This is a genomic window from Pseudomonas lurida, from assembly GCF_013522705.1.
GTDB classification, from domain to species: Bacteria; Pseudomonadota; Gammaproteobacteria; order Pseudomonadales; family Pseudomonadaceae; genus Aquipseudomonas; species Aquipseudomonas quebecensis.
This window is the reverse complement of record NZ_JAAMRE010000011.1, coordinates 23,491-41,949: the sequence shown is the minus strand read 5'-3', so window position 1 is coordinate 41,949 and position 18,459 is coordinate 23,491. Positions and strand designations below refer to the sequence as shown.

The following is an 18,459-nucleotide window of genomic DNA, read 5'->3' as shown; positions in this document are numbered from 1 at the left end:
CTACTCCTTGGCCGCCAGATTCACCACACGGTTGGAGCGGTCCACCGGGCGCACCTGCTGCCCCTCGTGGAGCACATGCACACCCGCCGCCACCACCCAATCACTGGCGCTCAAGCCTTCCAGCACCGGCACGGTTTTTTCGCCGAAGGCGCCGATACGCACAGGCGTGCGCTTGAGGGTGTAGTCCGGCTCCACACGCCAGACGTAGGACGCACCGTTCTCCGCGCTGAGGGCAGACAGCGGAACGGACAGCGGAATATCACCATCAACTTGGATGAACACGCGAGCGCTCTGCCCCAACTCAGCCGGGACTTTGCCCCCGGTAAACGCCACGCGTGCCGCGAAGGTGCGCGACTTCGGGTCGGCAGCGGGCGACAACTCACGGATGCGCCCGGCGAAGCGTTGGTCCGGCTGGCTCCACAACTCCACGGACACCGGCTGCCCGATCTTGAAGCGACCGAAACCCTGTTCGGGCAGGCTGATCAGCACTTCGCGCTCGCCATCGGTGGCCAGGGTGAATACGGTTTGTCCTGCTGCCACCACTTGACCGACCTCCACGGCACGTTTGGCCACCACGCCATCCTGCGGCGCGCGCAGGACCGCGTAGGCAGCCTGGTTACTGGCCACATCGAATTCGGCTTTGATCTGCTTGAGGCGGGCTTCACCTGAGCGGTAGAGGTTTTCGGCATTGTCGTATTGGGAACGACTGACCATCTGACGCTCCAGCAGCGTCTTGTAGCGGTCACGCTCGGCGCGCACCAGGCTCAGATTGGCCTCGGCGGCGGCGACCTGGGCGCGGCTGGCCTCCAGTTGCAAACGCACATCCTGGGGATCGAGTTCAGCCAGGGCCTGGTTGGCCTTGACCCGCTCGCCTTCGTCCACCAGGCGCTTACTGACTTTGCCGCCGATGCGAAAGGCCAGGTCCGGTTCATAGCGGGCGCGCACTTCACCGGGGTAGCTGTCCATCGACTGCGCCGACGGCTGCGGCTGCACCACCATGGCCGGGCGGAGGGTGGTCTGGGCCGTCTCTTCATGGCCGCAGGCGGCCACCAGGAGGGCCAGACACGCAGGCAACGCAAGGGGCAGGAAAATGCTGCGCATGCTGAAGGACCTTTCGCAAATGATGCTAGGAATAATTATACTGGCCAGTATGTTATTAATACCAAACTCACCAGTCCAGTATTAAAGGTGAAAATGTCCGACAATCCTCTCAACACCAATAGCCCCGGGCGTCCCAAGGACATGGCAAAACGCCAGGCAATCCTCGAAGCAGCTAAATTCCTGTTCTTGAGCAATGGTTACGCCAGCACCAGCATGGACGCGGTGGCCTTGGAGGCCGGCGTGTCGAAACTTACGGTCTACAACCACTTCACCGACAAAGAAACCTTGTTCACCGCAGCCGTCGTGGCCAAGTGCGAGGAACAATTGCCGGTGATGTATTTCGAGATGCCCGAAGGCGTGCCGGTGGAAACGGTACTGCTGACCATCGCCCGGGGTTTCCATCGGCTGATCAACAGCGAAGAATCGGTGAACCTGCACCGGTTGATGATGACCACCGGCAGCCAGGACGTGAAACTCTCACAGATCTTTTTCGAGGCCGGCCCGATGCGCATGCTGCAGGGCATGGAGCGTCTGCTCAGCACAATCAACCGGAGTGGCGCCCTGAGCATCGACGAGCCGTTCAAGGCGGCCGAGCATTTCTTCTGCCTGCTCAAAGGCACGGCGAACTTCTGCCTGCTGTATGGCTGCGGCGGCCAATTGAGTGAAGACGCCGCCGAAGCCCATGTGCAGGATGTGGTGGGATTGTTTATGCGGGCCTATAAGCCTTAAAGGATTTCAGGGCTTGAGTGCTTTTTTGGGGTAAATGTCATAGCGACTGGATTTACCCTCCAGCGCATGGCTTGGCTTGGGCCCTTCGATGCACGGCGCCTTGCGCGGGCGCTTGACCACCACGCGGTGGCTGGCCAGGGCTAATGCTGCGGCGAGCAGGGCCTGAGCATCCGGGTCATCGCCCACCAGTGGACGGAACAGGCGCATTTCCTTCTTCACCAGGGCCGTTTTCTCACGATGCGGAAACATCGGATCGAGGTAGATGACCTGAGGCGGCTCGCCTTCCCAGTTGCGCATCACCTCGATGGAGTTGCCCTTCAGCAACTGCATGCGCGCCACGATCGGCGCCACCTCGAAATCATCCGCGCCACGCGCCAGGCCGTCTTCAAGCAAAGCGCCAATCAACGGTTGGCGTTCGATCAGGCTCATATCGCAACCCAGGCTGGCCAGCACGAAGGCATCCTTGCCCAAACCGGCCGTGGCATCCAGCACTCGCGGGCGTACGCCCTGGGCGATGCCCACGGCCTTGGCAATCATCTGCCCGCTGCCTCCGCCATATAACCGTCGGTGCGCCGCGCCACCCTCAACAAAGTCCACACGCACCGGCCCCGGCGCGTCAGGGCTCAGTTGCTGCAATTGCAGGCCGTGTTCGCCGACCTGCAAGGAAAAATCCGCATCCGCCAGCATTAGCGGCAAGCCAAGCTGGGCAGCCCACTGCTCGGCGCGGGCCTGGAAAGCGTCGGCCAAGGCCTCGACCCGGATGCGGCTGGCCGCTGGTTGTTCGCTCATCAATCGCTACGCTCAAAAATATTAAGGATCGGCCAATACCGGCCGATAAAACCAACAGTCAGGTATTTTGCCAGAGCTGAGCGTCGACCGAAGAAAATGTCAGACATTCTCCCCCTAACCATCGGTGTACTGCCGACCCACAACCACTACGGCCTGCGCAATACACAAGCGCTGGCCGGCGTGAGTCATGTGTGGCAGGACTTCTTCGCCCGGGCATTGGCCGAGCAGCTCGGCGACACGCCGGACGCGCTGGCGGCCCAGGCGCCGGCACCGATGGACCCGGCGGTAGAACCCAGCGCCGGCGCCGACCTGCTGTCGCAGATCCTCACCCAGCGCGAGTGCGACGTCAAAGACACCGAAATCGCACCGCCAGAACCGTTGTTCCTGCCCATCGCTGAATTCGAAACCGAGTTGTTGCCACCGGCTGCCACGCCATTCCCGGAAGAGGAAATCGTCGCCCAGCAACGCCAGCAGAATTTCGAAAGCGGCTGGGTACGCCCCATCGTACTGAGCGCCGGGCAGCCATTGCCGGAGCCAGCCCCCGCGCCGGAACCGCGCGCCCTGCACTTGCCGATCGCTGAGTTCGAACTGGACCTGTTGCCACCGCCGCCTACGCCTTACCCCGAAGAAGCGTTGGTGGAGCAGCAAAAAGCCCTGGACTTCGACTACTACTGGGCGCGCCCATTGATCACCCATAACCTGCGCCTGGCCGCCTGATCCTCAGCGACACACCCACCAGCGCCCCATATCCAGGTGAAAGTGATTACGGTGCGCGGCGTTGTAGTCCGGGCTTAATACCACATTGAAATCATCACAGGCACTGTCGCGCACCTGGCGAAGGAACCGCGCATTGGCGCCCTCCCCCGGCCAATCCCGGAGCACGCTGATGCTGCGTCCGTCGGCCAAGCGAAAGCCGGCGATATCCAGCGCATTGGCCGATGCATGCTGGCTCATTCGCCCGCCGGCACGGTTATACATCGTGCGGCAGGCAAAACTGCCCAGGTGATCGACCCGCGTCACGGCTTGGCCAAACGCCGCCTGCGCCGCCGGTTGCAGGCTGTGGCGCTCGAACAGCGCGAACGCCACGGCCAGCGGGCAACTGGCGAGAAAGCTGCTGCTCAATCCCACCTCTGCACCCTGCACGCGCAAGGTGTTGCGCAATGGACAGGCGGCATCGGCGGGTGAATCGGCTTGATGGCTCACGCGCAAGCCTGAAGTCTTCAGCACCTGGTCGCACAGCGCCGGGTCGTCCTGCAGACGTCCCAGCTTAAAACGCGTCAACAGGTTCGGGCTGGCGCGCACATCCAGCGGCGCCCATGGGTTCCACTCTGGTGCCAACGGCACCCAGCCACGCCACACACCAACAACCACCGCGCCGCCCAGCACCAGCAGCACGCCCATCGCCTTGATAAACCGCATGGGTCAGACCTTGAAAAACTGATTGGCCGTGCTGAACGGCATCGAGCGATCAGTAAAGGTAAAGGTGCCCAGTTCGCGGATTTCCTGAGCCGCGCGATAGAACTCGCCGTAAGCGGCCAGCGCCATCGCCGAGCCGACGCTGATGCGCTTGACGCCCATGGTGCTCAATTGCGCGACGCTGAGTTTCAGCGCACCGGACATCAACACATTCACCGGTTTGGGCGCGACCGCCTTGACCACCGCCAACACCTCATCGGCAGTTCGCAGGCCCGGCGCGTAAAGCACATCGGCACCGGCCTCGGCATAGGCCTGCAGACGGCGGAGGGTGTCGGGCAGATCCAGACGACCATGCAGAAGGTTTTCCGCGCGGGCGGTGAGCGTGAACGCAAACGGCAAACTGCGGGCCGCGACTACCGCCGCTTGTACTCGCTCCACAGACAGGTCGAAGGCATAAATGGGATCGCCAGAGTGTCCGGTGGCGTCTTCGATGGAACCGCCGACAATCCCCGTGGCCGCCGCACGCAGGATGGTCTGGGCGCAGCCATCCGGGCTGTCGCTGAAGCCGTTTTCCAGGTCGGCCGCCACCGGCAGTGTCGTGGCCTGGGCGATCTGGTGCGCGTTGAGCAAGGTGTCGTCCAGAGACAAAGCGCCCTCCGCATCCGGCCGACCAAGGCTGAAGGCATGACCCGCACTGGTGGTGGCCAAGGCTTCGAACCCCAGGCTGGCAAGCATCACGGCGGAACCGGCGTCCCACGGGTTGGGCATCACGAACGCGCGGTCGCGTTCATGCAGGAGCTTGAAGGTTTCGGCGCGAAGGGTTTGAGCATCCATGGCAGGCTCCAGGCGGGAAAAGGAACCTTAGAGTAACCCCAGTTGCTCCGCTTCGGGCTCGCGATCCAACATGGGCAACGGCGCAAGGCCGGGCAAGCGTGCCATCAGTTGGGTATGAAAGCGCATGGCCAATTGGGCGGCGAGGCGATTGTCCGAGGTATGCAGAAACACGTAGGGAGTGCGGCCCTCTTCGATCCAACCGGCGACTTTTTCAATCCAAGGCACTAGAAACGGGTCGTTGGCCTCCAGCTCCGGATGGCCAATGAAGCGCACCTGCGGAAACTGAGTCAGCGCAGCCGGCCGCGGCGGCACTTTGGGCTTTTTCGATTGCGCGTGCAGCACCGCCGGCGATGTCGAGGTGCAACTGAACAACGCACGCGGGTCCAGGCAGATGCGCTCGACACCCCGGTCACGCAACAGGCGATTAAGCCTGCGCTCGGCATCGCCTTTGGCGAAGAACTCGGGATGACGGACTTCCACCGCCATCGGACGCTCAAGCCCGTCGATAAAACCGGCCAGTTCCGCCAGGCGCTGCGGTGAGAACGAGGTCGACAACTGCAGCCATAGCGGCGTGACGCGCTCACCCAACGGGCTCATCAGGCCCACAAAGCTCTCTGCCGCCGGCAGTTGCTCGCGCAGATCGCCATCGTGGCTGATATCCCTGGGGAATTTGGCGGTGAAACGAAAATCCTCGGGCATGATTTCGGCCCAGCGCTGCACCGTGGCGGCCGAGGGGCGAGCGTAGAAAGTGGTGTTGCCTTCAACGGCGTTGAAAACTTGGGAATAAAGGGCGAGGTAATCGCTGGCGCGGGCGTCGGCTGGGTAAAGATACTCACGCCAGGCGTTTTCACTCCAGGACGGGCAACCGAGGTAGTAAGGCCGACGCATCAGATGTGAACGTCGAGGCCCAGCACTTCCATATCCCATTCGACAAAGCCGGCGGTAGTCAGGTAACTGGCCAGGGCCGTGGCAACGCTTTTGCTCATGGAACGTGGGAACACCATATCCTGCTGACGGGCAGGCAGGCCGCTGATACGCGCACTGCCGGCGCTTTGGGCCGACGACGCTGCTTCGGACTGGACTTCGATGAAGTCCGGCGAATCTTCGACCGAATCGTCTACCGTGACGTTCGCCTTGCGCGGCTTACGTTTGAGGGGGTAGGACTGTGAGGAAAATCCGTCTATACGCATCGATGCGAACTCGCTATCAGTGATGGCATTTTAGTGGCGACTTCCGTTGCGCGCAAATGCTCTGGTGATAACTAGAACACATAATTTGAAAAAGGTTTAAATCCTGGGGCAAATTCTGACGATTGGCGCAGATTGCCATCACTTTGGCGTCAAATCAGCCCGCGTTCGGCTTTGGTTTGCGCGACTTTATCGCGCAGGTACACCGGTGCCGCCTGATCGGCGGGGATCGCCTCGCCGCGCTCGAAGGCATAACGCGCCAGGGTCAGCAGGTCTTCGGCATGGGGCAGCATGGCCGCATCCTGGCCAGCCAGCTTGACCGCGATGCGCTCGCCGTAGCCCCAGCCGGTGCCCGCGCCGAACCAGTCGCCGCTGGCGTCCTGCGGCAGCGCCGACGCTTCGGGAGGCTGCACGGCCTCCGTGCCGACCAGGCGCATTTCGCCTTCGGCTGCGCGATAACAGCCCCAGTAGACTTCATCCATCCGCGCGTCGATGGCGGCGGCCACCTGCACGGCGCCGTGTTCACGCAAGGCGCGCTGGGCCAGCACGGCAAGGTTGGAGACCGGCAGCACCGGGCGTTCCAGCGCAAAGGCCAGGCCCTGTACCACGCCGATGGCGATGCGCACACCGGTGAATGCGCCGGGGCCGCGACCAAAGGCGATAGCGTCCACCGACGCCAACGTGGTGCCGGCGTCTTCGAGCAGTTGCTTGATCATCGGCAACAGCTTCTGCGCGTGCAGGCGTGGGATCACCTCGTAGTGGCTGGTTACTTTGCCGTCGTGCAGCAAGGCAACGGAGCAAGCTTCGGTTGCGGTGTCCAGGGCCAGCAGGGTGCTCATCGGTGTCGGTGTCCAAGTCGGAAAAAAGTGCGCCAGTATAAACAACAACGGCCCGCAAGCGGGCCGTTGTGTGTAACGCCGAGCGGGTGATCAGCTCAGGGCTTCCATGACCTTGGCGGTGATGGCTTCCACCGAACCAACGCCCGGGATGTGGCTGCACTTGGGCTTGCCGTTGGCAGCGGACAGCTTCTGGTAGAAATCCACCAGCGGCTTGGTCTGGGAATGGTAGACCGACAGGCGATGACGCACGGTTTCTTCGGTGTCGTCCTTACGCTGTACCAGGTCGTCGCCCGTGATGTCGTCCTTGCCTTCAACTTTCGGCGGGTTGTAGACGGTGTGGTACACGCGGCCCGAGGCTTCGTGAACGCGACGACCGGCGATACGCTGGACGATCTCTTCATCATCAACCGCGATTTCCACCACCGCATCCAGTTCGACACCGGCCGTTACCAGCGCCTCGGCCTGGGGAATGGTGCGAGGGAAACCGTCGAACAGGAAGCCGTTGGCACAGTCAGGCTGCGCGATACGGTCCTTGACCAGGGCGATGATCAGGTCATCGGAAACCAGGCCGCCGGCGTCCATGATGCTCTTGGCCTGGATGCCCAGGTCGGTGCCTGCTTTTACCGCGGCGCGCAGCATGTCACCGGTAGAGATTTGTGGAATGCCGAATTTTTCAGTGATGAACTTTGCCTGAGTACCTTTACCGGCCCCGGGAGCTCCCAGCAGAATGACGCGCATCGATGTGCTCCTCAATTTTTTATAGAGATGACGCTCGGATTCGCCGCATGGGGCCAATCTCGTAAAAATGTGATTCGGGCCGACCAAACGGCCAAAGGCTGATCAAGATACACAGCAGGCCCTGCCCACACAAGCCGCCGAAAGTCGGAGGAACCCGCGCCGCGCATGCGTCATAGGTAGGGTATGCCAACGTGCAACCCTGGCCCTTGAACAGCGACCGCCCCATTCGGGGCGGTCGTCGAGGTTTACCCGCAAGCTATTGAGAACACGCGAAAAACCTCAGCCGGTGTTGCGCAGGCCTGCCGCGATACCGGCCACGGACACCAGCAGCGCCTGTTCCAGAGGGCTGTCCTGCGCGGCTTGCTGGCGACGCGAGCGCGCCAGTAGTTCGGCCTGCAGCAGGTGCAAAGGGTCGAGGTAAGTGTTGCGCAGGCGGATGAACTCCAGGGTATCGGGGCTGTGGGCCAGCAGTTGCGACTGGCCGGTCAGCCCGAGCACCACCGAGCACGCCTGCGACAATAGGTCGCGTAAGTGCGCACCCAATGGCAACAGATCGGGCTCCACCAGGCGCTCGTCATACAGCCGCGCAATATCCGCATCCGCCTTGGCCAGAACCATTTCCAGCATGTCGATACGGGTGCGGAAGAACGGCCACTGCTCGCGCATCTGCCCCAGCAAGTCGCCTTCACCCCGTTCCAGGGCCTTGCTCAACGCGGCCTCCCAGCCAAGCCAGGCCGGCAGCATCAGGCGGGTCTGGGTCCAGCCGAAGATCCACGGGATGGCGCGCAGGCTCTCGATACCACCCGCGCGGCGCTTGGCCGGTCGGCTGCCCAAGGGCAGGCGCCCCAGCTCCTGCTCGGGGGTGGACTGGCGAAAATATTCAACGAACTGCGGATTTTCCCGCACCACGGCGCGGTAGGCCCTTACACCGTCCGCCGCCAATTCATCCATCAAATGGCGCCAGGCCGGTGCAGGCGGCGGTGGCGGCAAGAGCGTCGCCTCCAGGACGGCGGCCAGGTAAAGGTTAAGGTTCTGCTCGGCGATGTCCGGCAGGCCGAACTTGAAGCGGATCATTTCGCCCTGCTCGGTGGTGCGAAAGCGCCCCGCTACCGAGCCCGGAGGCTGGGACAGGATCGCCGCGTGCGCCGGGCCGCCGCCACGGCCGACGGTGCCGCCGCGGCCGTGGAACAACAGCAACTCCACTTGCTGTTCACGACAGATGTCCACCAAACGCTCCTGCGCGCGGTACTGCGCCCAGGCGGCGGCGGTGGTACCGGCGTCCTTGGCCGAGTCGGAGTAGCCGATCATCACTTCCTGCGGACCTTGCAACCGGGCCCGATAGCCCGGCAACTGCAGCAATCGTTCAATCACCGGGCCGGCGTTATCCAGGTCGGCCAGGGTTTCGAACAGCGGCACTACGCGCATCGGTCGCTGCACGCCCGACTCTTTGAGCAGCAACTGCACCGCCAGCACATCCGAGGCCGCGCCGGCCATGGAAATAACATAGGAACCCAGCGATGCCGCTGGGGCTGCCGCCACTTCCCTGCACGTGTTGAGCACTTCGGCCGTGTCGTCCGACGGCTGGAAATAACCCGGCAGCAACGGTCGACGGTTGTCCAGTTCCTGCATCAGGAAACGGATACGGGTCTCCTCGTCCCACTCTTCGTAGCGCCCAAGGCCGAGGTAGTCGGTGATTTCGGTCATGGCCGCGCAATGGCGGGTGGAATCCTGACGCACATCCAGGCGCACCAGGAACAGGCCGAACGTCACCGCGCGGCGCAGGCAATCGAGCAGCGGTCCATCGGCGATCACGCCCATGCCGCATGCATGCAGCGACTGGTAGCACAACTGCAGCGGTTCGAGCAGGTCATGGTTGTCCTGCAACACCTCGGCGGGCGCCGGCGTGCTGCTGCTCAATGCGGTGTGGGCCCACTGGCGCGTGGCGCGCAAGCGTTCGCGCAACTGCTTGAGCAAGGCGCGATAGGGTTCGACACTGTCGCCGACCCTGGCCTGCAGCGCCGGGCTGGCCTGTTGCATCGACAGCTCGGAGGCCAGGTGATCGATATCGCGCAGGTACAGGTCGGCGGCCATCCAGCGCGCCAGCAGCAGGACTTCTCGGGTGACCGGCGCGGTCACGTTCGGGTTGCCGTCACGGTCGCCGCCCATCCACGATGCAAAGCGAATCGGCGCGGCCTCCAGGGGCAGACGCAGGCCGGTGGCGGCATGCAAGGCCTGGTCGGCCTTGCGCAGATAATTGGGGATGGCGTGCCACAGCGAATGTTCAATCACCGCGAAGCCCCATTTGGCCTCGTCCACCGGGGTGGGCCGGGTGCGACGGATCTCTTCGGTGTGCCAGGCTTCGGCGATCAGACGTTGCAGGCGCTCGCGGATCTGCTCGCGCTCGGCGCTGGTGAGGTCGCGGTGGTCCTGCAGGGCCAACTGCGCGGCAATGGCGTCGTATTTCTGGATCAGCGTACGGCGCGCCACTTCGGTCGGGTGGGCGGTGAGCACCAGTTCGATCTCAAGGCTCGCCAATTGGCGGGCCAGGGACTCATCGCTGTGGCCTTCGCTTTGCAGGCGCGCCAGCAACTCGGGTAACACACGGGCTTCGAAGGGGGCGGGCTGCGATTCATCGCGCCGATGAATCAACTGATACTGCTCGGCGATGTTGGCCAGGTTGAGGAACTGGTTGAAAGCCCTGGCCACCGGCAGCAGTTCATTTTCCTGCAACTGGTTGAGGCTGGCGCTCAGTTCATCGCCAGCGGTTTTCTCCGAGTCGGTGCCACGGCGGTCGGCCTTGGCGCCTTTGCGGATCTGCTCGATCTTGTCGAGAAAATCGTCGCCATACTGCTCTCGAATCGTGTTGCCCAACAGCTCACCCAGCAGGTGAACATCCTCTCGCAAGCGTGCATCGATATCACTCATCAGCCACTCTCCAGCCAGAAATCCGGGACGCGCAGACCTGCCAGAGTGCCGCCCGCATTGTTTTATGACAAGACTTTAAACCTTGTGGGTTGCAGCTAGTCTCAACGTTAAGCCCTCGCGATACGCGAACGGCTGGTCACTCATCACCGCCCGCCCACCGTGGGCTTTATTGAGGTTGCCATGAAAATCCGAGAATTGGCCCAGCACTGGGAAGAGAATGCCAAGGGTCGCCTGACCAAGACCGAATACGCGATTCACCTGGATGTAGAAGCCGCCGCCCGGCTGGCGGCCATCGCCGAGATGTACCCCAAGCGCAACACCGAAGAGTTATTGGGCGAGCTGATCGGCGCCGCGCTTGAAGAGCTTGAAGCCAGCTTTCCCTACATCAAGGGTCAGCACGTGATTGCGACCGATGAGGAGGGCGACCCGCTGTACGAAGACGTCGGCCCCACCCCACGCTTTTTGTCGCTGTCGCGTCGCTATCTGCATGATTTATCTACCAGTGCGGACGAATCCCAGCACTGAGGTACTGTCGTTTAATCCACTCCTTCTTATGTATTTCGGGCCTGACGCAGGCCCGAAATACTATCCGGCACTGCAAAAGTTCCAATTTTTTTCCCTGACCAGTCAGTCAATTATTTTTTTAGGCAAATCGCCATCTCTACTGAACTTTTGAAAAAAGCCTCCGGTCACAGCCAGTAAGCCATCACTTGGAACGGCCGTTTGAAAGGGCACCAGGCGCTTTATTACCGGGCTCGCAGCCGTTCACTGACTGAGATGGATTTTGATTTTTTCAGGAGTTATCCAATGGAGTTGAAGACGATGAAGACCAGCACTGCCAAATCCTCGTTTAACCACCTGCGCGGGCTCAAATTGGCCGCGCTGGCAATCGGCACCAGCTTCGTACTGGCTGGCTGCGCCGGCAACCCGCCGACTGAGCAATATGCGGTGACCCAGTCTGCGGTCAACAGCGCTGTCAGCGCCGGCGGCACCGAGTTCGCAGCCGTGGAAATGAAGTCGGCCCAGGACAAGCTCAAAGAAGCTGAAATCGCGATGCACGACAAAAACTACGACAAGGCTCGTATGTTGGCTGAACAAGCCGAGTGGGACGCCCGTGTCGCAGAACGTAAAGCCCAGGCTGCCAAAGCTGAGCAAGCGGTGAAGGATTCCCAGAAGGCCGTTGACGAGTTGCGTAAAGAAGGCATGCGCCCGGCTGCTATCCAGCAGAAGTAATCCGAGCCCCTTGACTGCACCGCACCCGATATCGAATTGAAAGGACGACACGATTATGCGTAAACAACTGATGATCCCTGCCCTGTTGGCAATGAGCGTTGCCCTGGCGGCCTGCTCCACCCCGCCGAACGCGAACCTGGAAAACGCCCGCACCAACTTCTCCTCTCTGCAGACCAACCCACAGGCCACCAAGCTTGCGGCGCTGGAAACCAAAGATGCTCAGGAGTGGCTGGACAAAGCCGATAAAGCCTATCGCGACAAGGAAGACCAGAAGAAGGTCGACCAGTTGGCCTACCTGACCAACCAGCGCGTTGAAGTGGCCAAAGACACCATCGTGCTGCGCGAATCCGAAGCGAAGCTGAAGAACGCCGGCGACGAACGTGCCCGCGCCCTGCTGGATGCTCGCGATGCGCAGATCAAGCAGCTGCAGGACAGCCTGAACGCCAAGCAGACCGATCGCGGCACACTGGTCACGTTCGGTGACGTGCTGTTCGCCACCAACAAGTCCGACCTGAAATCCAGCGGCCTGGTTAATATCACCAAGCTGGCTCAGTTCCTGCGCGACAACCCGGACCGTAAAGTGATCGTCGAAGGCTACACCGACAGCACCGGTTCGGACTCGTACAACCAGAGCCTGTCGGAGCGCCGTGCCGCTTCCGTGCAACGTGCACTGGCCCAGCAAGGCGTGGATATCTCGCGCATCGTGACCCAGGGTTACGGCAAGGAATACCCGGTTGCCGACAACGGCAGCGCTTCGGGCCGTGCCATGAACCGTCGCGTTGAAGTGACCATCTCCAACGATAACCAGCCGGTCAAGCCACGTTCGTCCATGGCTAACTGATGGATTGATGCACCCAAAAAAACCACCGGAAACGGTGGTTTTTTTTGCCCTCAGAACGGGATCGGCCCTTTGCTCTCTTCGTAGCCCACCGGCTCAGGCTCCGTCGATTGCTGCAACTTTTCAGGCTGCCGTTGCGACCGCTCCTCATCGCATTCCTGGTACAGGTCCAGGCTCGCCTGCGCCCTTGCCATTTCCAGCCATTTAACGATCGCACCAATCTGCATCGCGACTCTCCTGCGCTCGCTGTTTCCAAAGGGTTGGTCAGCCAGGCTGACTGCCCCGTGAGTGGCGACTGAGGCGCAAGGGTTCCAGCTATTTGCAAAGCGTGGGCATCGAGCCAACTATTGCTGCAACTGGGGGGTTTCCTGGCCCATGCAACGCACCGCCTGTTTTTTATTATTCACCAGCACGCCGCTCAGGCCTTTCTGCTCGGTATCGAACATGACCAGCACACCATCCACGCACTGTGCCACTTGGGCGGCCGGGGTCAGGGAGATCTTGTAGTCTTCGCCCGGCACGGTCTTGAGCATGGTGAAATCGCTGAGCAACAGCGCGTCTTCCGGTTTGGCGAAGTGCAGGTAGCCGTAATACCACAGGCAACCGACGGTACCGATGATGGTGCCGATGCCGGTGAGGATCAGCGGGATCATGTTGCGTTCTTCGCTCATTGCGGGCTCTCTGATGGATCAACGTTAGGAGTCGGATAGTTCGGAATTTCGCCCAGGCGCCGCAGGCCATTGAAATGTTGCGGGTCGTCCAGATAGCGCAGCATCACGGTTTGCCAGGTTTTATCGGCAAAGGTCTGCACATGCCCGCCCCGGGTCAATTGCAAGACTCTGGGCGGCGGTGCGGCCTGGTACAGGCGGATGCCATTGGCCACGGGCACGATCGGGTCATCGAGGCTGTGAAACAATAGTTTCGGCACGCCGCTCAACTGGGGCATGGCATTGATCGCACTGTCCGCGTCGGGCACGAGCCAGGATAAGGGCACTTGCAACGGCCATGTTAGCCAGGAGGTGCTCAGCGCGAATTGTCCTACGTCACGATAACTGGCGGGCACGCCGTCCAGCACCAGCGCCTTGAGCTGGGCCTGACGCTGCGGGTGCGCCGCCAGGTAATGCACGGCCAGCGCGCCGCCCAGGCTTTGACCCAGGACTATCAAGGGCTGGCCTTGGGTTTCAGGGGCCTTATCGATCCAGCGGAACGCCGCGTCCACGTCTTGATAAACCGCCGGTAGCGACGGTTTGCCCTGCGATAACCCATAACCACGGTAGTCCAGCAGCAGCACTTGGTAACCCTGCTCCGGCAACCACCAACTGCCGCCCAAGTGCCAGGCCAGGTTGCCACCGTTGCCGTGCAGATGCAGCACCGTGCCCTTGAGCGGCACGCCGGGTTTGGCCGGCAACCACCAAGCGTGCAGCTGGACGCCGTCGGCGGTGGTCAGGGTGATGTCGCGGTAGTCCAGGCGCGCTTTTTCCGGCGTGAACGGCAGGCCGGGTTCGGGATAGAACAAGAGCGAGCTGCAGCCGTTCAATGTGAGTAGCAGGCACAGAATGCCGAGGATTCTCATCCGTTGAAGCCTCGTGAATAACAGCATTTAAAGGATATTGGAGTAGTCCGCCTCGATCCGATCCAGGCTCAGGTGGTTAAGGAAGTTGGAGAAACACATCCATGCCGCCAGGGCGTTCATGTCACGGAATTGATCGGGCAGGTATTTGGGCGGCACCACCAGGCCTTCGTCTACCAGTTGGCGCAGGGTGCGCATGTCTTCCAGGGTGGTCTTGCCGCAGAACAGCAGCGGCACCTGTTCCAGCTTGCCTTTGCGCACGGCCAACTGGATGTAGTTGTAGACCATGATAAAGCCTTTGAGGTAAGACAGGTCCTTGGTAAACGGCAGACCGGTCGGCACCGAGCCACGAAACACGCGGCTGGCGTTGCCGTAGCTTTCAGCCATTTCAAAGCCTTGCTCACGGAAGAATTCGAACACCTGCAGGAAGTCGGCGCCCTCCTCCACCATATGGATGGCGCGCGTGCGGTTGGTCAATTTGCGCAAGCGGCTGGGGTAGGAGGCAAAGGTGATGATCTCCATCAGGATCGCCAACCCTTCCTGGGTCACGGTCGACGACGGCGGGCCCTTGGACAGGAACGTGCAGATCGGCTGGTTCTGGCCGTTGAGCGTGGTGCCCACATGCACCAGGCCTTCATGCACTTCCAAGGCGCGCACATCGCGGTCGTTGAACATCGCGTCGGCGCGGATCTTGATGTAGTCGGCTCCCGCCGCCGCGTCGGCGACGATACCGTCGGACTCGAACACGCGGATGGTTTCCTCGGCCTCGCCAAACACCTTGTTCAGGCGGGTCTGCAGCAGGGCCACGGCGTCCTTGGCGGTCAGGGTCTTGGCTTCGTCCTTGAGGTCGCCACGGCCATCGATATTGTTCAAGTAATCGGAGAGCATCAGGCCCAGGTCCGCCAGGGTCGGGTCGCCGGCGTGGAACGCATCGGAAGCAGCGCCGTACAGTTCCTGGGAGATCAGGCCGAAATCCTCGGTGCCCCGGGCCTCCAGCATGCGCACCACCATGCGGTATTCCTTGCACATGCGGCGCATGATTTGCCCGACCGGGCTGAATTGGCCGAGACGGCGGGTGATGTCACGCTCGATATTCTGAAATTCCAGCTTCACCGCGCTGGAGTCGAAGGACAGCGGCCGGTTCAGGTAATAGTCGCGATCCACGGCCGGCATGGCTTTGCCCTTGGCCTTGAGAAACCCCTGACGGATGTTCTCGTCCCACTTCACGGCGTCGAGGACGCGGATCGGGGTTTGCGCCAGCACAATGCGATCGGACAAGGTGCGTATCGTCTGCTGGTAATCGTCCACCCGGTATTTCCTCTTTAAACGTTATTGACCCGCGCGCCGGTAGCGCACGGCTTCAACGAACACATCGGCATTGGCCGGATCATCCAGGTAGGCAAACACCTGGTTCATGGCACTGTCGACCCGTACACCGGCGCCTTCGACGGTGTCCACGGGGCTGCCCTGCAGTAGCTGTTGCCCGATGGCCTGGCGAATCTGCTCGAGGTCCAGGTTATAGACCACCAATTCGTGCTTATCGTCGAACTCGAATCCCGCCAGAAAATAGTGCCCTCCGAACCTGGCCGGCAACGGTGCCGACAGGTACCAGCGGCTGCCATGACGCGTCACGGTAAACAGGTACTCATCGCGCTGCGTCGGCGAGGCTTTAGGGTAGCTCACCGCCTTGTAACGGTGCTCACCGGCGCGGCTGATTTGCAGATTGAGCGGTTCGCCCCAGGCATTCCTGCTGGTCCAATGGCCCAGCAATTCATCCGGCGCCGCCTCATGGGCGGGCAACGGGTCCTTGAACGTTACCAGGCAACCCCCGAGCAACAGGAACCACACGGCGATTACCGCCACACGCCAGGTTTTCATCGGACTCCCCCGGTGTCAGACCGAGGCCAACACCAAATGCATATAACGCTTGAGAATCTCAAGCATCTCGTCAGCGGTCAGAGGCTCCGGGCCGCCCAGCAGGCCCTGATATTCCATCCGACCGATAATCGCCGTCAACACCTTGGCATCCTGTTGCGGCTCGCGGGAACCCAGTACCTGGAAAAACTGCCCGGTGCCCTGCAGCAGGATCTGTTGATGGGAACGCACCAGTTGCGCCAGGCGCGGGTTGAGCAAGGCTTCCTGACGGAACGCCTGTTCGGCCATCAAGTGCTCACGGCGGTTGGTCAATTGGCGCATGACGTAATCGGCGGTCAAGCGCGCGATGTCGTCCGCCAACTGCGAACGCGACTGCGGGCTGCCATCGCCATAGGCAACCATCTCGCGCAGCAAACCTTCGTTACGCACCCACAGCTTGCCCATGAACGCGGCGCTGCGCTCCACGTACTGGGCGAAGGTGTCGGTGAGCAGGTCGTCAATGTCTTTGAAGTAATAGGTGGTCGCCGACAGCGGCACCCCCGCCTCGGCCGCCACCGCGCGATGGCGCACGGCCCGCACGCCATCGCGCACCACGATGCGCATGGCGGCATCCAGAATATCTTGCCGGCGCTGCTCGCTGCCTTGGCGACTGGCCTTGCGGCCCTGGTACTGGACGCTTTCAACCACGGCAGCAGCAATGCCGGCGGCGCCTTCTTGTGGGGTTACGCGGTTCACGACTTACATCCTTGAACAGATCAAAACCTGGCGCTGTTTGCTTGACGCTTATAGACGCCACATAAAAAAGCCGCCTTATAAAAGGCGGCTCTGGATTTCGCGACGGTTACGCTTGTGGCCGCATGTGCGGGAACAGGATCACATCGCGGATCGACGGCGAGTTGGTCAACAACATCACCAGGCGATCGATGCCGATCCCTTCACCGGCGGTCGGCGGCATGCCGTATTCCAGGGCGCGGACGAAGTCGGCGTCGTAGTGCATGGCTTCGTCATCGCCAGCGTCTTTGTCGGCCACCTGGGCCATAAAGCGCTCGGCCTGGTCTTCCGCGTCGTTCAACTCGGAGTAGGCGTTGGCGATTTCGCGGCCGCCGATGAACAGCTCGAAACGGTCGGTGACGTTCGGGTTGTCATCGTTGCGACGGGCCAGCGGCGACACTTCGAACGGGTACTGGGTAATGAAGTGCGGCTGCTCCAGCTTGTGCTCCACCAGCTCTTCGAAAATCATCACCTGCAGTTTGCCCAGGCCTTCGAAGCCCAGCACCTTGGCGCCAGCTTTCTTGGCGATGGCGCGAGCCTTGTCGATGTCGTTCAGGTCATCGGCGGTCAGCTCGGGGTTGTACTTGAGGATCGAATCGAACACCGAGAGGCGCACGAACGGCTCGCCGAAGTGGAACACCTTGTCGCCGTACGGCACGTCGGTGCTGCCCAGGACCAGCTGCGCCAGCTCGCGGAACAGTTCTTCGGTCAGGTCCATGTTGTCTTCATAGTCGGCGTACGCCTGGTAGAACTCCAACATGGTGAATTCAGGGTTGTGACGGGTCGAGACGCCTTCGTTGCGGAAGTTGCGGTTGATCTCGAAGACCTTTTCGAAGCCACCGACCACCAGGCGCTTGAGGTACAGCTCAGGCGCGATACGCAGGAACATTTCCATGTCCAGCGCGTTGTGGTGGGTTTCGAACGGTTTGGCTGCGGCACCGCCGGGGATGGTTTGCAGCATCGGCGTTTCCACTTCCAGGAAGTCACGCTGCATCAGGAAACTGCGGATGTGGGCGATGATCTGCGAGCGGACGCGAAAGGTGTGGCGTACGTCTTCGTTGACGATCAGGTCGACGTAGCGCTGGCGATAGCGCTGCTCGGTGTCGGTCAGGCCGTGGTGCTTGTCCGGCAGCGGGCGCAAGGACTTGGTCAGCAGGCGCACGTTGGTCATTTCCACGTACAGGTCGCCCTTGCCGGAACGGGCCAGGGTGCCTTCGGCGGCGATGATGTCACCCATGTCCCAGGTTTTCACCGAGGCCAGGGTTTCTTCGGACAGGGTCTTGCGGTTGACGTAGACCTGGATACGCCCGGTCATGTCCTGGATCACCATGAACGAGCCACGGTTGAGCATGATGCGACCTGCCACCTTGACCGGGATCGCCGCTTCAGCCAGCTCTTCCTTGGTCTTGTCCGCGTACTGTTTCTGCAAGGCATCGCAGTAGTTGTCGCGGCGGAAGTCGTTGGGGAAGGCGTTGCCCTTGGCGCGCTCGGCAGCAAGCTTTTCCTTGCGCAGGGCGATCAGGGAGTTTTCTTCCTGTTGCAGGGCTTGCGGGTCGAGTTGTTGGTCGCTCATGTCTTTAGATTTTCCATCACAGGTTCGTTGCCCCCAGGCCT

Annotated in this window: 21 protein-coding genes; 5 read left to right on the top strand and 16 right to left on the bottom strand. The window is 61.6% G+C overall.

Annotation, left to right across the window (positions count from 1 at the left end):
• Positions 1–1,101 (bottom strand): efflux RND transporter periplasmic adaptor subunit, encoded by a 1,101-nt coding sequence (locus G7025_RS11555; RefSeq protein WP_181079205.1) that lies wholly within the window; start codon positions 1,099–1,101, stop codon positions 1–3.
• A gap of 93 nt (positions 1,102–1,194) precedes the next feature.
• Here G7025_RS11555 and G7025_RS11550 point away from each other — a divergent pair, with 93 nt between their 5' ends.
• Positions 1,195–1,830, top strand: coding sequence for a TetR/AcrR family transcriptional regulator (locus tag G7025_RS11550; protein WP_181079202.1), 636 nt, complete (start codon positions 1,195–1,197; stop codon positions 1,828–1,830).
• A gap of 6 nt (positions 1,831–1,836) precedes the next feature.
• On the opposite strand, the gene G7025_RS11545 is transcribed toward G7025_RS11550, so the two are convergent.
• On the bottom strand, positions 1,837–2,619 hold the full coding sequence (locus tag G7025_RS11545) for a class I SAM-dependent methyltransferase (protein ID WP_181079199.1): 783 nt from the start codon (positions 2,617–2,619) through the stop codon (positions 1,837–1,839).
• Between the two features lie 96 nt (positions 2,620–2,715).
• On the opposite strand from G7025_RS11545, the gene G7025_RS11540 reads away from it, so the two are divergent.
• Positions 2,716–3,336: an energy transducer TonB gene (locus G7025_RS11540; RefSeq protein ID WP_181079196.1), complete on the top strand. Its 621-nt coding sequence runs from the start codon at positions 2,716–2,718 to the stop codon at positions 3,334–3,336.
• A 3-nt stretch (positions 3,337–3,339) separates the two neighbouring features.
• Here the strand turns inward: G7025_RS11540 and G7025_RS11535 are convergent, their stop codons facing one another.
• The 7 genes from G7025_RS11535 to ppc form a co-directional block, all read right to left on the bottom strand.
• Positions 3,340–4,038, bottom strand: coding sequence for an extensin-like domain-containing protein (locus G7025_RS11535; protein ID WP_181079193.1), 699 nt, complete (start codon positions 4,036–4,038; stop codon positions 3,340–3,342).
• Positions 4,039–4,041: 3 nt separating this feature from the next.
• Entirely contained in the window at positions 4,042–4,869 is an 828-nt protein-coding gene (locus G7025_RS11530; RefSeq protein ID WP_181079190.1) for an isocitrate lyase/PEP mutase family protein, read from the bottom strand.
• A gap of 27 nt (positions 4,870–4,896) precedes the next feature.
• Positions 4,897–5,757 carry a DUF72 domain-containing protein gene (locus G7025_RS11525; protein ID WP_181079188.1) on the bottom strand — a complete coding sequence of 287 codons (861 nt, stop codon included), beginning with the start codon at positions 5,755–5,757 and terminating at the stop codon, positions 4,897–4,899.
• On the bottom strand, positions 5,757–6,059 hold the full coding sequence (locus G7025_RS11520; protein WP_181079185.1) for a hypothetical protein: 303 nt from the start codon (positions 6,057–6,059) through the stop codon (positions 5,757–5,759). The genes G7025_RS11525 and G7025_RS11520 overlap by 1 nt, the downstream gene beginning before the upstream one ends.
• Before the next feature lie 149 nt (positions 6,060–6,208).
• A complete protein-coding gene (tsaB, locus tag G7025_RS11515) occupies positions 6,209–6,895 on the bottom strand; it encodes a tRNA (adenosine(37)-N6)-threonylcarbamoyltransferase complex dimerization subunit type 1 TsaB (protein ID WP_181079182.1) in 687 nt (228 codons plus the stop codon).
• Between the two features lie 90 nt (positions 6,896–6,985).
• A complete protein-coding gene (gene adk / locus G7025_RS11510; RefSeq protein WP_181079179.1) occupies positions 6,986–7,633 on the bottom strand; it encodes an adenylate kinase in 648 nt (215 codons plus the stop codon).
• A 279-nt stretch (positions 7,634–7,912) separates the two neighbouring features.
• The gene (ppc, locus tag G7025_RS11505; RefSeq protein WP_181079176.1) at positions 7,913–10,558 is read right to left on the bottom strand and encodes a phosphoenolpyruvate carboxylase; all 2,646 of its coding nucleotides are present in this window, start codon (positions 10,556–10,558) and stop codon (positions 7,913–7,915) included.
• Positions 10,559–10,738: 180 nt separating this feature from the next.
• On the opposite strand from ppc, the gene G7025_RS11500 reads away from it, so the two are divergent.
• The 3 genes from G7025_RS11500 to G7025_RS11490 all read left to right on the top strand — a co-directional run bounded on the left by G7025_RS11500 (position 10,739) and on the right by G7025_RS11490 (position 12,632).
• Positions 10,739–11,083, top strand: coding sequence for a pilin assembly protein (locus tag G7025_RS11500; protein WP_181079173.1), 345 nt, complete (start codon positions 10,739–10,741; stop codon positions 11,081–11,083).
• Between the two features lie 282 nt (positions 11,084–11,365).
• Complete coding sequence (locus tag G7025_RS11495; RefSeq protein ID WP_065886057.1) at positions 11,366–11,791, top strand: DUF4398 domain-containing protein; 426 nt, start codon at positions 11,366–11,368, stop codon at positions 11,789–11,791.
• Between the two features lie 55 nt (positions 11,792–11,846).
• The gene (locus G7025_RS11490; protein WP_181079170.1) at positions 11,847–12,632 is read left to right on the top strand and encodes an OmpA family protein; all 786 of its coding nucleotides are present in this window, start codon (positions 11,847–11,849) and stop codon (positions 12,630–12,632) included.
• A gap of 50 nt (positions 12,633–12,682) precedes the next feature.
• Here the strand turns inward: G7025_RS11490 and G7025_RS11485 are convergent, their stop codons facing one another.
• The 7 genes from G7025_RS11485 to lysS all read right to left on the bottom strand — a co-directional run bounded on the left by G7025_RS11485 (position 12,683) and on the right by lysS (position 18,418).
• A complete protein-coding gene (locus G7025_RS11485) occupies positions 12,683–12,856 on the bottom strand; it encodes a hypothetical protein (protein ID WP_181079167.1) in 174 nt (57 codons plus the stop codon).
• A 117-nt stretch (positions 12,857–12,973) separates the two neighbouring features.
• On the bottom strand, positions 12,974–13,300 hold the full coding sequence (locus tag G7025_RS11480) for a hypothetical protein (protein ID WP_003172217.1): 327 nt from the start codon (positions 13,298–13,300) through the stop codon (positions 12,974–12,976).
• Complete coding sequence (locus tag G7025_RS11475; protein WP_181079164.1) at positions 13,297–14,202, bottom strand: alpha/beta hydrolase; 906 nt, start codon at positions 14,200–14,202, stop codon at positions 13,297–13,299. The genes G7025_RS11480 and G7025_RS11475 overlap by 4 nt, the downstream gene beginning before the upstream one ends.
• 27 nt (positions 14,203–14,229) lie before the next feature.
• Positions 14,230–15,507: a flavohemoglobin expression-modulating QEGLA motif protein gene (locus tag G7025_RS11470; RefSeq protein ID WP_181079161.1), complete on the bottom strand. Its 1,278-nt coding sequence runs from the start codon at positions 15,505–15,507 to the stop codon at positions 14,230–14,232.
• A 21-nt stretch (positions 15,508–15,528) separates the two neighbouring features.
• On the bottom strand, positions 15,529–16,077 hold the full coding sequence (locus G7025_RS11465; RefSeq protein ID WP_181079157.1) for a hypothetical protein: 549 nt from the start codon (positions 16,075–16,077) through the stop codon (positions 15,529–15,531).
• Positions 16,078–16,092: 15 nt separating this feature from the next.
• Entirely contained in the window at positions 16,093–16,809 is a 717-nt protein-coding gene (locus G7025_RS11460; protein WP_181079154.1) for a TetR/AcrR family transcriptional regulator, read from the bottom strand.
• 106 nt (positions 16,810–16,915) lie between these two features.
• The gene (lysS, locus tag G7025_RS11455) at positions 16,916–18,418 is read right to left on the bottom strand and encodes a lysine--tRNA ligase (protein ID WP_181079152.1); all 1,503 of its coding nucleotides are present in this window, start codon (positions 18,416–18,418) and stop codon (positions 16,916–16,918) included.
• Positions 18,419–18,459 lie beyond the last annotated feature (41 nt).

Excerpts from the sequence above, each read along its gene's own strand:
- G7025_RS11495 (WP_065886057.1), top strand. The coding sequence starts at position 11,366 with ATGGAGTTGAAGACGATGAAGACCAGCACTGCCAAATCCTCGTTTAAC.
- tsaB (WP_181079182.1), bottom strand. The coding sequence starts at position 6,895 with ATGAGCACCCTGCTGGCCCTGGACACCGCAACCGAAGCTTGCTCCGTT.
- ppc (WP_181079176.1), bottom strand. The coding sequence starts at position 10,558 with ATGAGTGATATCGATGCACGCTTGCGAGAGGATGTTCACCTGCTGGGT.
- G7025_RS11465 (WP_181079157.1), bottom strand. The coding sequence starts at position 16,077 with ATGAAAACCTGGCGTGTGGCGGTAATCGCCGTGTGGTTCCTGTTGCTC.
- G7025_RS11555 (WP_181079205.1), bottom strand. The coding sequence starts at position 1,101 with ATGCGCAGCATTTTCCTGCCCCTTGCGTTGCCTGCGTGTCTGGCCCTC.
- G7025_RS11480 (WP_003172217.1), bottom strand. The coding sequence starts at position 13,300 with ATGAGCGAAGAACGCAACATGATCCCGCTGATCCTCACCGGCATCGGC.
- G7025_RS11535 (WP_181079193.1), bottom strand. The coding sequence starts at position 4,038 with ATGCGGTTTATCAAGGCGATGGGCGTGCTGCTGGTGCTGGGCGGCGCG.
- G7025_RS11475 (WP_181079164.1), bottom strand. The coding sequence starts at position 14,202 with ATGAGAATCCTCGGCATTCTGTGCCTGCTACTCACATTGAACGGCTGC.
- lysS (WP_181079152.1), bottom strand. The coding sequence starts at position 18,418 with ATGAGCGACCAACAACTCGACCCGCAAGCCCTGCAACAGGAAGAAAAC.
- G7025_RS11545 (WP_181079199.1), bottom strand. The coding sequence starts at position 2,619 with ATGAGCGAACAACCAGCGGCCAGCCGCATCCGGGTCGAGGCCTTGGCC.
- G7025_RS11500 (WP_181079173.1), top strand. The coding sequence starts at position 10,739 with ATGAAAATCCGAGAATTGGCCCAGCACTGGGAAGAGAATGCCAAGGGT.
- G7025_RS11490 (WP_181079170.1), top strand. The coding sequence starts at position 11,847 with ATGCGTAAACAACTGATGATCCCTGCCCTGTTGGCAATGAGCGTTGCC.
- G7025_RS11525 (WP_181079188.1), bottom strand. The coding sequence starts at position 5,757 with ATGCGTCGGCCTTACTACCTCGGTTGCCCGTCCTGGAGTGAAAACGCC.
- G7025_RS11540 (WP_181079196.1), top strand. The coding sequence starts at position 2,716 with ATGTCAGACATTCTCCCCCTAACCATCGGTGTACTGCCGACCCACAAC.
- G7025_RS11550 (WP_181079202.1), top strand. The coding sequence starts at position 1,195 with ATGTCCGACAATCCTCTCAACACCAATAGCCCCGGGCGTCCCAAGGAC.
- G7025_RS11520 (WP_181079185.1), bottom strand. The coding sequence starts at position 6,059 with ATGCGTATAGACGGATTTTCCTCACAGTCCTACCCCCTCAAACGTAAG.
- G7025_RS11485 (WP_181079167.1), bottom strand. The coding sequence starts at position 12,856 with ATGCAGATTGGTGCGATCGTTAAATGGCTGGAAATGGCAAGGGCGCAG.
- adk (WP_181079179.1), bottom strand. The coding sequence starts at position 7,633 with ATGCGCGTCATTCTGCTGGGAGCTCCCGGGGCCGGTAAAGGTACTCAG.
- G7025_RS11530 (WP_181079190.1), bottom strand. The coding sequence starts at position 4,869 with ATGGATGCTCAAACCCTTCGCGCCGAAACCTTCAAGCTCCTGCATGAA.